This window comes from Pinisolibacter sp. DMC100 (genome assembly GCF_056313705.1).
Genome location: NZ_JBQUZT010000002.1, coordinates 119,459 through 132,697, shown reverse-complemented (window position 1 = coordinate 132,697; position 13,239 = coordinate 119,459). Strand labels below are relative to the sequence as shown.

At 69.9% G+C, this 13,239-nt stretch carries 11 protein-coding genes and 1 riboswitch; of the genes, 4 read left to right on the top strand and 7 right to left on the bottom strand.

Annotated elements, in window-relative coordinates; translation table 11 throughout:
- The first annotated feature begins 299 nt into the window (after nt 1-299).
- Together ACT541_RS09580 and ACT541_RS09575 are read left to right on the top strand one after the other, a co-directional pair.
- Entirely contained in the window at nt 300-1,691 is a 1,392-nt protein-coding gene (locus ACT541_RS09580; protein WP_476136293.1) for an aspartate aminotransferase family protein, read from the top strand.
- 9 nt (nt 1,692-1,700) lie between these two features.
- Nucleotides 1,701-1,916 carry a hypothetical protein gene (locus ACT541_RS09575; protein ID WP_476136292.1) on the top strand — a complete coding sequence of 72 codons (216 nt, stop codon included), beginning with the start codon at nt 1,701-1,703 and terminating at the stop codon, nt 1,914-1,916.
- A 78-nt stretch (nt 1,917-1,994) separates the two neighbouring features.
- On the opposite strand, the gene ACT541_RS09570 is transcribed toward ACT541_RS09575, so the two are convergent.
- The 6 genes from ACT541_RS09570 to ACT541_RS09545 form a co-directional block, all read right to left on the bottom strand.
- Nucleotides 1,995-2,153, bottom strand: a complete 159-nt coding sequence (locus ACT541_RS09570; RefSeq protein WP_476136290.1) for a hypothetical protein — start codon at nt 2,151-2,153, stop codon at nt 1,995-1,997.
- 102 nt (nt 2,154-2,255) lie between these two features.
- The gene (gene recJ / locus ACT541_RS09565; RefSeq protein WP_476136288.1) at nt 2,256-4,079 is read right to left on the bottom strand and encodes a single-stranded-DNA-specific exonuclease RecJ; all 1,824 of its coding nucleotides are present in this window, start codon (nt 4,077-4,079) and stop codon (nt 2,256-2,258) included.
- 94 nt (nt 4,080-4,173) lie between these two features.
- Entirely contained in the window at nt 4,174-5,181 is a 1,008-nt protein-coding gene (glpX, locus tag ACT541_RS09560; protein ID WP_476136287.1) for a class II fructose-bisphosphatase, read from the bottom strand.
- A gap of 44 nt (nt 5,182-5,225) precedes the next feature.
- On the bottom strand, nt 5,226-6,551 hold the full coding sequence (locus tag ACT541_RS09555) for a homoserine dehydrogenase (RefSeq protein ID WP_476136285.1): 1,326 nt from the start codon (nt 6,549-6,551) through the stop codon (nt 5,226-5,228).
- Nucleotides 6,552-6,625: 74 nt separating this feature from the next.
- A complete protein-coding gene (locus tag ACT541_RS09550) occupies nt 6,626-7,843 on the bottom strand; it encodes an LL-diaminopimelate aminotransferase (protein ID WP_476136283.1) in 1,218 nt (405 codons plus the stop codon).
- Nucleotides 7,844-8,106: 263 nt separating this feature from the next.
- Nucleotides 8,107-8,559, bottom strand: coding sequence for a hypothetical protein (locus ACT541_RS09545; RefSeq protein ID WP_476136281.1), 453 nt, complete (start codon nt 8,557-8,559; stop codon nt 8,107-8,109).
- Between the two features lie 211 nt (nt 8,560-8,770).
- Here ACT541_RS09545 and phaC point away from each other — a divergent pair, with 211 nt between their 5' ends.
- Complete coding sequence (gene phaC / locus ACT541_RS09540) at nt 8,771-10,573, top strand: class I poly(R)-hydroxyalkanoic acid synthase (RefSeq protein ID WP_476136280.1); 1,803 nt, start codon at nt 8,771-8,773, stop codon at nt 10,571-10,573.
- Between the two features lie 140 nt (nt 10,574-10,713).
- Nucleotides 10,714-12,192 carry a hypothetical protein gene (locus ACT541_RS09535; RefSeq protein ID WP_476136278.1) on the top strand — a complete coding sequence of 493 codons (1,479 nt, stop codon included), beginning with the start codon at nt 10,714-10,716 and terminating at the stop codon, nt 12,190-12,192.
- Here the strand turns inward: ACT541_RS09535 and bluB are convergent.
- On the bottom strand, nt 12,147-12,860 hold the full coding sequence (gene bluB, locus ACT541_RS09530) for a 5,6-dimethylbenzimidazole synthase (protein WP_476137513.1): 714 nt from the start codon (nt 12,858-12,860) through the stop codon (nt 12,147-12,149). The genes ACT541_RS09535 and bluB overlap by 46 nt on opposite strands.
- 152 nt (nt 12,861-13,012) lie before the next feature.
- A riboswitch (cobalamin riboswitch) is annotated at nt 13,013-13,202 on the bottom strand.
- Nucleotides 13,203-13,239: the final 37 nt, after the last annotated feature.

The window sequence follows — 13,239 nt, the reverse complement described above, 5'->3', positions numbered from 1 at the left end:
CCCCGTCACACGAACAAATTTCCGTGTGCGTGGTCGGTCGCTTGACGTTCGTCACGTCGATGTCACGATTCTCGTGTTTCCAACACGCACCCTCCGGTTTCCGTCGCGTATCGGGATGTTCGGCATGACCGCTCTGTCTCGTCTCTTCTCTCGCCTGCCCTCGATCACCGGCTTCGACGCCTTCGTGCTCGTCTGCCTCATCGCCATGACTCTGGCGGCGCTGTCGTTGCGCTGAGGTCGCTTGCCTTCCTCCTCGAGCGATCGCACAGTTTCGTGCCCCCGTCGCGATCGAGGACGACATGACGACCAGCGAGACCCAGTTCCCGGCCTCCGGCCGCCGCCACGGCATCGACCTTTCACGCCTCGCGGCGCTGACCGCGCGCGAACGCGCCCGCTTCGCCGAGCGTCGCCTCCGCTCCGCCGCACTGGCACGCGAGGCGGCCGAACACTGGCTCGACGGCGTGCCGCTCCACTGGATGACCGACTGGGGCCTGCCCTTCCCGCTCTTCGTGAGCGAGGCCCACGGCTCGACGCTGATCGACGTCGACGGCATCGCCCACATCGACTTCTGCCTCGGCGACACCGGCTCGATGTTCGGCCATGCGCCGGCGCCCGTCGTCGCCGCGATCGAGCGACAGGCGGCGCGCGGCATGACGGCGATGATGCCGTCCGCCCTCGTCCCCGAGGTCGGCCGCATGCTCGCCGGGCGCTTCGGCCTGCCGCGCTGGCAGATCACCATGACGGCGTCGGACGCCAACCGCTCGGTGATCCGCTGGGCGCGCGCCGCGACGGGCCGGCCCGACATCCTGATCTTCGACGGCGCCTATCACGGCGCGGTCGACGACACCCACGTCCGCTTGAGAGACGGAAAGCCGATCCTGCGCCCCGGCCTGATGGGCCAGGTCTGGCCGCTCGCCGAGCACACCCGCGTCGTCCAGTTCAACGACACGGCCGCCCTCGAGGAAGCGCTCGCCGACCGCTCGGTGGCGCTGGTGCTCGCCGAACCGGTGATGACCAACATCGGCATGGTGTTGCCCGAGCCCGGCTATCACGAACGCCTGCGTGAGATCACCCGCCGCCACGGCACGCTGCTCGCCATCGACGAGACCCACACGATCTCCTCCGGCCCCGGCGGCTACACCCGCGCCCACGGGCTCGAACCCGACTTCTTCGTCGTCGGCAAGCCGATCGCCGGCGGCCTGCCCGCCGCGGTCTGGGGCTTCACGGAAGAGGTCGAACGCGCCATGCGCGCCGCCCGTGCCGCCACGCCCGGCTATTCCGGCATGGGCACGACGCTGACCGCCAATGCCCTCGCCGTCGCCGCCATGCGGGCGAACCTCGCCGAGGTCATGACGGAGGAGGCCTACGCCGGCATGATCGCCCGCGCCGGCCGCCTCGCGCGCGCCCTCGAGGGCGTCATCGCCCGGCACGGCCTGCCCTGGGTCGTCACCTCGGTCGGAGCCCGGGTCGAATTCATGCTGTCGCCCACGCGGCCGCGCACCGGCGGCGAGGCGGCGCTGATCGGCGACGCCGAGATCGAGGGCGCGCTGCGCCTCGCCCTGATCGAGCGAGGCCTCGTCATCACGCCCTTCCACAACATGATGCTGATCGCGCCTTCGACCACCGACACGCACGTCGATGCCCTCGTCGGCGCACTCGATGGGCTGCTCGGCGAACTCACCGGCGGCTGAGGAGGTTTCATGGCGAAGGATCCCCGCTCCTTCATGCGCGATCCCGGCCGTCTCGGCGCAGCGGCACTGGTGCTGGCGCTCGTGGCGATCGTCACCCGCCAGGGCGTCGGCGCGGCCCGCGCCGGCGAACTCGGCCTCTTCGTGCTGGTCGCGGCGGGTGTCCTCGCCGTACTGCTCGCTGCCGGCTGGTGGCTCGGGCGGGACCGGGGCGACCGCCCGAAATGAGGCGGACATGAAAAAGACGCCGCCCGAAGGCGGCGTCTTTTTTCGACGGATCGCGGCGCACAGAGGCGCCGGACGCGATCAGATGATCTGGCCGAGATAGAGAACCGCGTCGGTCACGGCCAGCACGGCGATGATCGCCAGCGCGGCACGAACGAGGCGGCGATCCCGCCGCGAAACCCGAATCTTCTCTCCGCTGTCGACCATGCTCACGACGACGCCTTCCCCGATGACAGACATGAAAAACCCTCGAATTCGGCAACACACGGCTCCGACAGGATCGAATCCTTCACGTTACCGAATGGTGAATCTCTGGCCCCAGAAAGGGGAATAATTCGGGCGTCACAAGCCCCCGATCCGCGGTCGGCAGACATCGACGATGCGTAGTTGCACTCTTGCATCACCTTGCCAGTGGTCCAGACCGAGCGCACCCACCACGTGCAGCGTCTCGCCGCGTGCATCCAGGATGGTCCGACCGATCGGCTCGTTCGCCGCGCGGAAGGCGATCGCCTTGAGGGTCGAGCCGTTTCCCGCCGCCAGCGTCGCCCGCACGTGCCCCTGCCCCACTTCGTCGGCGAAGGTGACGCGGTGCGCCGGGAAGGCGAAGAGCGGTTCGGGCTGACCGGCACCGAAGGGCCCGGCCCGTTCGATCGTCTCGACGAGGTTCACGGTGGCGCCCGCCGCCGTCAGCGCGCCGTCGATCGCGAGATCGCGCCGCTCCAGCGCCGCCTCGACGCCCGCGGCGATCCGCTCCGAGAGGAAGTCGCGCACCGCGTCGAGCCGGTCGCGCGAGACCGTCAGGCCCGCCGCCATCTTGTGGCCGCCGCCCTTGACCGCCAGCCCCGCCTCGACGGCGGCGCGCACCGCCGCGCCGAGATCGACGCCGGCGACCGAGCGCGCCGAGCCGGTGCCGAGATCGCCGCGATCGAAGGAGACCGCGAGCGCGGGCCGGTGCCAGCGCTCCTTGAGGCGCGAGGCGATCAGGCCGACGACACCGGGGTGCCAGTCGGGCGAGCCGACGACGACGATCGGGCCGGGATCGGTGCCGTGGCGGGCGACGACCTGGGCGTCGGCCTCCTCGACCATCGCCGCCTCCATCACCTGCCGCTCCTTGTTGAGCCGGTCGAGTTCGGCGGCGATGCGCTCGGCCTCGACCGGATCGTCGGTGGCGAGCAGCCGCGAGCCGAGCCCGGCATCGCCGATGCGCCCGCCGGCATTGATGCGCGGCCCGATCAGGAAGCCGAGGTGATAGGGCGACAGCGGCCCGTTGACCCGCGCCACGGCGGCGAGCGCCGCGAGCCCGACGTTGCCGCGCTTGCGTGCCACCTGCAGGCCCTTGACCACGAAGGCGCGGTTGAGCCCGAGGAGCGGCACCACGTCGGCGACCGTGCCGAGCGCCACGAGGTCGAGCAGCGTCAGGAGATCGGGCTCCTTCCGCCCCGCGAAGAAGCCGCGACGCCTGAGCTCGCGCGACAGCGCCACCATCGTCACGAAGGCGACGCCGACGGCGGAGAGATGGCCGAGGCCGGAGAGATCGTCGTGACGGTTGGGATTGATCACCGCGAGCGCCGGCGGCAGATCGACGCCGCACTGGTGGTGATCGATCACCACCGTCTCGAGCCCGAGGGCGCGGGCGTGATCCAGCGCCTCGAAACTGGTCGAGCCGCAGTCGAGCGTGACGAGGAGGCTCGCACCGGCCCGCGCCAGCCCTTCGATCGCTTCCGCGTTCGGCCCGTAGCCCTCGATCAGGCGATCCGGCACGTAGACCAGCGGCTCGAGCCCCAAGCGGACGAGATGGCGCTTCACCAACGCCGCCGAGGTCGCACCGTCGACGTCGTAGTCGGCGAAGAGCGCGATTTGCTCGCCGCGTTCGACCGCATCGGCGAGCCGTGCCGCACCTTCGTCCATCGCCGTGACGGTCGAGGGATCGGGCATCAGGGCCTTGACGGTCGGATCGAGGAAGTCGCGCGCCTCGTCGACACCGACGCCGCGACCGGCGAGGACGCGCGCGACGATCTCGGGCAGGTCGAGCCGCTGGGCCATGCCGAGCGCGGCTTGCGCGCCGGCGACGTCGAGCCGGTCGCGCCAGGCGCGGCCGGATGCGGACGCGGTCACGCCGAGCACGGCGCGCGCGTCGTCTTCCTCGGCAAACCCGGTCAGTCGCATGGCTCGTGCCCCGCGGAGAATCGGTGTCGCCCGCGATCCTGCCGCGAGACCGCACCGCGGCAAAGCCCGCGGCACGCCCGGCGGCCGGTCCCGGTCACACCTCGAACTTGTCGGAGTGCATGTGCCGCGCCCGGATCCAGCGCACCGTGCCGGAGGACGAGCGCATCACCACCGTGTGGGTGGTGATCTGGCCGCGGCCGAACTTCACCCCGTTGAGGAAGTTGCCGTCGGTGATGCCGGTGGCGGCGAAGAGCACGTCGCCCCGCACCATCTCCTCGAGGCCGTAGACCTTGTGCGGGTCGGTGATGCCGAGATCGCGGGCCCGCGCGATCTTGTCGGGCCGGTCGAGCATCAGCCGGCCTTCCATCTGCCCGCCGATGCAGCGCAGCGCCGCCGCCGCCAGCACGCCCTCGGGCGCGCCGCCGATGCCGAGATGGATGTCGATGCCGGTCTCGTCCGGTTCGGTCGTGTGGATGACCGAGGCGACGTCGCCGTCGCCGATCAGCCGGATCGAGGCGCCGACCGCCCGCACCTCCTCGATCAGCCGCGCGTGGCGCGGCCGGTCGAGGATGCAGGCGGTGATCTCGGAGATCGGCACGCCCTTGGCTTCGGCGAGTGCCCTGATGTTCTCGGCCGGCGTACGGTCGAGCCCGACGAGGCCTGCCGGATAACCCGGACCGATGGCGATCTTGTCCATGTAGACGTCGGGCGCCTTGAGCAGGCTGCCGGCCTCGGCCACGGCGACGACCGAGATCGAATTCGGCAGGTTCTTGGCGCAGATCGTCGTGCCCTCGAGCGGCACCACGGCGATGTCGACCGCCGGGCCCTTGCCGGTGCCGACGGTCTCGCCGATCCACAGCTCCTCGACCTCGTCGCGCTCGCCCTCGCCGATGACGACCGTTCCCTCGACGGGCAGGCGGTTGAGCTCGCGCCGCATGGCGGCGACCGCCACCTTGTCGGCGGCGATCTCGTCGCCACGGCCGCGCAGGCGGGCGGCGGCGACGGCGGTGCGCTCGGTGGTGCGCGCCAGTTCCAAGGTCAGGATCCGATCGAGCGCCACGGCCTCTTCGGGCCTGTGCGTCTTCGTCTTGGCCGACGGCATCGGCTGTCTCCCCTGTTCCCGCCTCGGCGGGCTTCGAGCCTCGTTCAGAAGGTCTCGATACGGATGAAGCGCGGCGTCGAGGCGACGTGTCCGTCGCCCTCGATGTCCGAAAGCGCTGCGCGAATGGCGGCCTCGGTGGTCCGGTAGGTCAGCATGATCACCGGCTGCGGCTCGTTCGGCGTGACCGCGTCGGGCGCATCGGCGGAAGGCCGGCGGGCGCGCTGGACGATCGATTCGAGGCTGATGCCGCGCTCGGCCATCCGCGTCGCGATCGCCGCGAAGGCGCCGGGACGGTCGTGCACCTCGAGGCGGACGTAGTAGCCGCCGGAATGGCCCGAGCCGTTCGACGAGAGATACGGCGCCATGTGCTCGGACGGCTTGCCCATGGTCGACAGCGCCGTGCCGCGGGCGATGTCGGCGATGTCGGAGACGACCGACGAGGCGGTGGCGTCGCCGCCCGCCCCCGGGCCGACCAGCATCAGCTTGCCGACGTAGTCCGCCTCGACCGCGACGGCGTTGAGCACGCCGTCGATGCGGGCGATGGCCGAGGACTTCGGCACCATGGTCGGATGGACCCGCTGCTCGATGCCGCCGCCGGCCGCGCGCTCGGCGATGCCGAGCAGCTTGATCTTGTAGCCGAGCTCGTCGGCCTTCTCGATGTCGTCGAGGGTGATCGCCTCGATGCCTTCGATCGCGATCCGATCGGCATCGATCTGCGTGCCGAAGGCGAGCGACGTCAGCAGCGCCAGCTTGTGGGCGGTGTCGAAGCCGCCGACGTCGAAGGTCGGATCGGCCTCGGCATAGCCGAGCCGCTGGGCTTCCTTGACGCAGACGTCGAAGGTCAGCCGCTCGGCCTGCATCCGCGTCAGGATGTAGTTGCAGGTGCCGTTGAGGATACCGAAGACCCGATCGACGCGATTGCCGGCGAGGCTCTCGCGCAGCGTCTTGATGATCGGGATGCCACCGGCGACCGCCGCCTCGAAGTTGAGGCTGACGCCCTTCTCTTCCGCCAGACGGGCGAGTTCGACGCCGTGCTTGGCGAGCAGCGCCTTGTTGGCGGTGACGACGTGCTTGCCGGAGGCGAGCGCCGCACGCACCGAAGCCTCGGCGACGCCGCCGGCGCCGCCCATCAGCTCGACGAAGACGTCGATGTCGGGGCTCTCGGCGAGCTTCACCGGGTCCTGGAACCAGTTCATGCCCGAGAGGTCGACGCCACGATCCTTGGTGCGGTCACGGGCGCAGACGGCGCGCACCGTGATCTTGCGACCGCAGCGCTGCGACAGGTCGGCCGCGTGTTTCTGCAGCACGCCGACCACGGAGGCACCGACGACGCCGAGACCGGCGATGCCGAGACGGAGAGAGGATTGCATGTTCGGCTTCCATCGAGGTGCCGGGGGCGGTCGGCGACCGCCGCCCGGGCCGAGATCTTGACGAGCGCGGTCGATCAGCCGTTCGCGCTCAGCGGGATGACGTTGTGCAGCGTCTGGTCGGCCGTCTCGAAGAAGCGGCGGATGTTGCGCGCCGCCTGACGCAGGCGCTGCTCGTTCTCCACCAGCGCGACGCGGACGTATTCGTCGCCCTGCTCACCGAAGCCGATGCCCGGCGCCACCGCCACGTCGGCCTTTTCGATCAGGAGCTTGGAGAACTCCACCGAGCCGAGGTGACGGAACTTCTCCGGGATCTTGGCCCAGGCGAACATCGAGGCCTTGGGCGCCGGAATCGGGAAGCCGGCGGCGTTGAAGGCCTCGACCATCACGTCGCGGCGCTTCTTGTAGACCTCGCGGATCTCGGCGATGCACTCGTCGCCGGAGTTGAGCGCATGGCTAGCCGCCACCTGGATCGGCGTGTAGGCGCCGTAGTCGAGGTAGGACTTGACCCGCGTCAGCGCCGCGATCAGCCGTTCGTTGCCGACGGCGAAGCCCATGCGCCAGCCCGGCATCGAGAAGGACTTCGACATGGAGGTGAACTCCGCCGCCACGTCCATGGCGCCCGGCACCTGCAGCACCGAGGGCGGCGGCGTGTCGTCGAAATAGATCTCGGAATAGGCGAGATCCGACAGCACGAAGAGCTCGTGCTTCTTGGCGAAGGCGATGACGTCCTTGTAGAAATCGAGATCGGCGGTCACCGCCGTCGGGTTCGACGGATAGCACAGGATGACGGCGATCGGCTTGGGGATCGAGTGGATGACCGCCCGCTCCATCGCCCGGAAGAACTCCGGCCCCGGCTCGATCGGGATCGAGCGGATGACGCCGCCGACCATCAGGAAGCCGAAGGCGTGGATCGGATAGGACGGGTTCGGGCAGAGCACCACGTCGCCCGGCGCCGTGATCGCCTGCGCCATGTTGGCGAAGCCTTCCTTCGAGCCCAGCGTCGCGACGATCTGGGTGTCGGGATTGAGCTTCACGCCGAAGCGGCGCTCGTAGTAGTGCGCCTGGGCGCGCCGCAGACCGGGGATGCCCTTCGAGGTCGAATAGCGGTTGGTGCGCGGCTTGCCGATCGTCTCGATCAGCTTTTCCTCGATGAAGCGCGGGGTCGGCAGATCGGGGTTGCCCATGCCGAGATCGATGATGTCGGCGCCACGAGCTCGTGCCTGTGCCTTGAGACGGTTGACCTGTTCGAAGACGTAAACCGGCAGTCGCCGGATCTTGTGAAACTCGTCCATCGGTCCTGACCTTCTCGTCGGCGTCGTCGCGTCGCCCATGTGTCTTCGGCGCGCGGACGACGAAGTCACGTCGTCACGTCCGTTCGTGCCGATCAGCTCGCGCGAGGCCTCCTGCCCCGGCGAACCGGCACGATTCGCGGCGCCCCGACCGGGCGTCCTGCCCGGCGAGGGGACCGCCTTTTAGCAGATGTCGATGAACTTGGCACCCGCCGATGTCGCCTCCGCGCGCGAAGAGCTCGACGCCCTCGCGTACGGTCCGGGCGTCATTCCGGCACGGCGCCGGATTCGATCAGCTTCTCGGCGTCGGTCTTGGAGCGACGGCCGAGGTCCTTGAGCTCGCCGATCACCGAGGACGGCGCCGAGGCGTCGGCACCGGCGCGCTGACGGGCGCCCAGCGCCAGGAGCTCGGCCTCGAGCCTGTCCTGGTCGGCGGCGTTGCGCACCGGCGTGCCGAGGCGGCGCGCGGTGTCGACGTTGATGTTGGGATAGCCGTCCTGTCCGGTCGCGCTGGAGAGACCGGCATTGGCGTTCCCGGGCGTGTGGACGAAGGCCGTGGTCGGCGCACCGCCCGGCACCTGCGGCACGGCAGCCGGCGCGGCCACGGCCGTGCGGGTCGTCGGCGCGGGCACCGAAGACGAGCCGACGACGTAGTCGCCGGAGGAGCAGCCCGCGACGAGACCGGCGATCAGCGATGCGCCGAGCGCGACGATCGGCACTCGTCTTTGTGCTATGAGATTCTGCGTTGCCCGTTTCGTCACGACCTGCGAGCATCCCGTTCAGACAAGGGTTCCATGCGATCATACTCGTTCGGCGACACATGTCACCAGAACCAGAGGTCGCAGACGGCCCGACGTGGTGAACAATGGGTTCCGACGGCCCGGCCACGGAAAGAAGCAGATCGACCGTCGGAAGGGAAGAGAGACGTTCATGGCCGAAAACGAGCAGAATCCGCTTCTGCGCTATTTCGTGAACAACCCGGACGCCTTCGCCACGAACATCGCGCGCGCGATCGAACAGGCCGGGCGCGCCGCCGCCGCCTATATCGAGCCGCGCGAGCAGGGCAAGCTGAAGTCCGACCTCGCCGAGGAGCTCGCGATCGTCACCAAGACCCTCGCCCATGTCGGCGAGTGGTGGCTGGCCGATCCCGCCCGCACCATCGAGGCCCAGACCCGTCTGGTCGGCGGCTGGATGGACCTGTGGTCGGCGACGCTGCGCCGCATGTCCGGCGACCATCCCGACCCCGTCGCCTCGCCCGACCCCAAGGACAAGCGCTTCGCCGATCCGGAGTGGCAGGAAAACGCCTTCTTCGACTTCCTGAAGCAGTTCTATCTGATCACCTCGCGCTGGGCCGAGGATCTCGTCCAGCAGGCCGAGCTCGACGAACGCACCCGCACCAAGGCCGAGTTCTGGATGCGCCAGATCACGGCGGCACTGGCGCCCTCGAACTTCCTCGTCACCAACCCCGAGCTGTTGCGCGAGACGCTGTCCTCGAACGGCGAGAACCTCGTGCGCGGCATGCGGATGTTCGCCGAGGACATCGTCGCCGGCGGCGGTGATCTGAAGATCCGTCAGTCCGATCCGAGCCGCTTCAAGGTCGGCGAGAACCTCGCCATGACCCCCGGCAAGGTGATCTGGCAGAACGACGTCTGCCAGCTGATCCAGTACACGCCGACCACCGAGACGGTGCGCAAGCGGCCGCTGCTGATCGTGCCGCCGTGGATCAACAAGTTCTACATTCTCGATCTCAACCCCGAGAAGAGCTTCATCCGCTGGGCGGTGGCGCAAGGGTTCACGGTCTTCGTCGTCTCCTGGGTCAACCCGGACGAGCATCAGGCCAAGAAGTCCTTCGAACACTACATGAAGGAAGGCATTCTCGAGAGCATCGACGTGATCGAGAAGGCGACCGGCGAGCGCGAGGTCGACACCATCGGCTACTGCGTCGGCGGCACGCTGCTGTCGGTGACGCTCGCCTGGTGCGCCGCGACCGGCGACGACCGGATCAGGTCGGCGACGCTCTTCACCACCCAGGTCGACTTCACCCATGCCGGCGAGCTGATGGTCTTCGTCGACGAGGACCAGATCGGCATCGTCGAGGCCAAGATGGCCGAGCACGGCTATCTCGAGGGCCGCTCGATGGCGACGGCCTTCAACATGCTGCGCTCGAACGACCTGATCTGGCCCTATTTCGTCAACAACTACCTGAAGGGCAAGGAGCCCTTCCCCTTCGACCTGCTCTACTGGAACTCCGACAGTACGCGCATGCCGGCGGCCAACCACAGCTACTACCTGCGCAACTGCTACCTCGAGAACAACCTCACCAAGGGCAAGATGGAGCTGGCGGGCGTCAAGCTCGACCTCTCCAAGGTGACGATCCCGATCTACAACCTCGCCGCCCGCGAGGACCACATCGCCCCGGCGAAGTCGGTGTTCGAGGGATCGAAGTTCTTCGGCGGCGAGGTCCAGTTCGTGGTCGGCGGCTCCGGCCACATCGCCGGCGTGGTCAACCCGGCCGACAAGCCGAAGTACCAGTTCTGGACCGGCCCCAGGGTCGAGGGCACCATCGAGGGCTGGTATGCGAAGGCGACCGAGCACCCCGGCACCTGGTGGCCGCACTGGCGCGACTGGCTGTTCTCGCTCGCCCCCGAGATGGTGCCGGCGCGCGAGCCCGGCGGCGGCAAGCTGAAGATCATCGAGGACGCGCCGGGCTCCTACGTCCGCGTCAAGGCGTGATCGCGCAGGGCGCCCGCCCGGAAACGCTCCGGCGTTGAGACTATCGCAAGGTGGATCGTGACACGCTCGCGGCTCGAAGCCCCTCCGGGTTTCGGGCCGCGACGCCGTCGCGCCCCTCGCCTCTCGCACGCCGGCCCGCCATGCCCGATCACGCCTCCTCGCCCGTGCTCGCCTTCCTGCGCTCGCTCGCCGTGCTCGCACCGCCCGTGCCACGGGCGAAGGTGCCGACGGCGACGCTCGTCGCGACCGCAGCCCTCCTCTTCGCGCTGCTGGCGGCGAGCGGCTCCCGCGTCCTCGGCGATCCCGATTCGATGTGGCACGCGACGATCGGCAACTGGATCCTGACGCACCGCGCCTTCCCGACCGTCGACCTGTGGTCGCACACGGTCGCGGGCGAGCCGTGGATCGCCAAGGAATGGCTGAGCCAGGTGCTCTTCGCCCTCGCCTTCCGCCTCGCCGGCTGGGCGGGCGTGGTGGCGCTGACCGCCGCCGTCGCCACCGCCGCCGTGCTGGTGCTGGCACGCGAGGCCTTCGCCCGCCTGCCGGCGCTGGTGACGCCGCTGGTGCTCGCCCTGGTCTACATGCTGATGGCCGGCCAGATCCTCGCCCGGCCGCACGCGCTCGCCTGGTTGCCGACGGTCCTGTGGACGCTCGGCCTCCTCCGTGCGGCGGAAGAGGCCCGCGCGCCCCGCCCCGCACTCCTCCTGGTGATGGTGGTCTGGGCCAATCTCCACGCCTCCTGGCTCTTCGGCCTCGGCGTCGTGCCGATCGTCGCGCTCGAGGCGCTGATGCGGGCCGATCCGGCCGATCGCCGCGGTCTCGCCCTGCGCTGGGGCCTCTTCGGCCTCGCCGCGGCGTTGGCGACGCTGGTGCATCCCTACGGCTGGGGCACCTGGAAGGCCGCCTTCTCGGTGATCGGCATCGAGGGGCTGCAGGATTCGATCATGGAATGGCGGCCGCAGAGTTTCGCCGGCTTCAACCCGCTGGAAGCGGTGCTGCTGCCGGTGATCGCGTTGCTCGCCACGGCGGGCGCCCGCATCCCGCTCGCGCGGCTGCTGCTGCTGCTCCTGCTCTTCCACATGGCGCTCGCCCATGTCCGCCACACCGCGCTGCTGACGCTGGTCGGCACGCTGGTGGCGATCGAGCCGATCGCCGCCCGCATCGGCCGGCCGGACGGCGACGTCCCGCCCCCACCGCGGGCCCTGACGATCGGTGCCCTCGTCCTCGCCCTCCTCGCCGCGGCGACGCTGCCGCTGCGCGACATCGCCCCGCCGCGCGACAATGCCCCCGCCGAGGCCCTCGCCGCCGCCCGTGCCGCCGGCGTGACCGGCGCGGTGCTGAACGACTACGGCTTCGGCGGCTTCCTGATCGCGCGAGGGGTCCCGACCTTCATCGACGGCCGCACCGAGCTCTACGGCGGCAAGCGCGTCGCGCTCTATCGCAGGGCGGTGTCGCTGCAGGGGCTGTCGAGCTTCGACAAGGTCTTTTCCGATCCGAAGATCGGCTGGACGCTGCTGTCCACCGGCACGGCGGCGATCGATCTCCTCGACCGCTCGCCCGGCTGGCGCCGCGTCTACGCCGACGAGGTCGCCGTGGTCCACGCCCGCATCGTGCCCTGATCGTCGGCGGCGCGCTGCCCCCACGCCTCTTCGAAGACGAGGTCGTCGAGCGACAGCCGCTGCCGCCATCCCCGCTGCTCCAGTTCCGGCGAGGCGAAGGCGGCGTCGACCCGGCCGAGACAGAGGCAGGCGACGATCTCGATCGCCTCCGGAATGCCGAGCACGGCGCGCACCCGGTCCTTGTCGAGGATCGAGACCCAGCCGACGCCGATGCCTTCCGCCCGAGCCGCCAGCCACAGGTTCTGCACCGCGCAGACGCAGCTGTAGAGATCCGTCGCCGGATCGGCGCTCCGCCCCAGCACCACCGGTCCAGCCCGATCGCGGTCGCAGGTGACGACGACGACGACCGGCGCCTCGCGCAGCCCCTCGAGCTTCAGCCGGCGATGGATCGCCGCCCGGTCGTCCGGGAAGAGCGCCGCCTCGCGCTCGCGTGCCTCGAGGAAGGCGTCGTGGAGCTGCGCCCGCACCGCCGGATCGCGCAGGACGAGGAAGTTCCACGGCTGCATGAAGCCGACCGACGGCGCCCGGTGCGCCGCCTCGAGCAGGCGCCGCAGTACATCCGGTTCGATCGGATCCGGCCTAAACTCGCCGCGCACGTCGCGCCGCGTCGCGATGGCGCGGTAGACGGCGGCGCGATCGGCCTCGTCGAAGGCGGAGAAGTCGGCCATGACGAGACCGTCGCCCTCGGGCGGGACGGCGGACGACGACGACGACGGCGACGGCGACGGCGACGCATGATCGCCCGCGGCGGCGGGCGCGAAGGTGGTGCGCGACATCGATGATCCCCTCGTGTCGACGCGACCCGGCGCCGACCAGACGCTGGGACCTCTTCGGCTCGGCCGGTCTCCCGACTGAGGATCACCCCGCTCCGACGCCTTCCCGGTCGCCCGGTGGCTCTCCCCTCGCGGGGTGTCGGAGCAGTCCCCCTTCACGGTGTTGGGCACGTCGCGGACTTCCACCGCGTTCCCGATTCTCCCGCGTGGGCGGGCACCGAACCGCCGCGAGGGATGCCACGTCCGCGGGGTTTCCGGAAGTCCGAAACGAAAG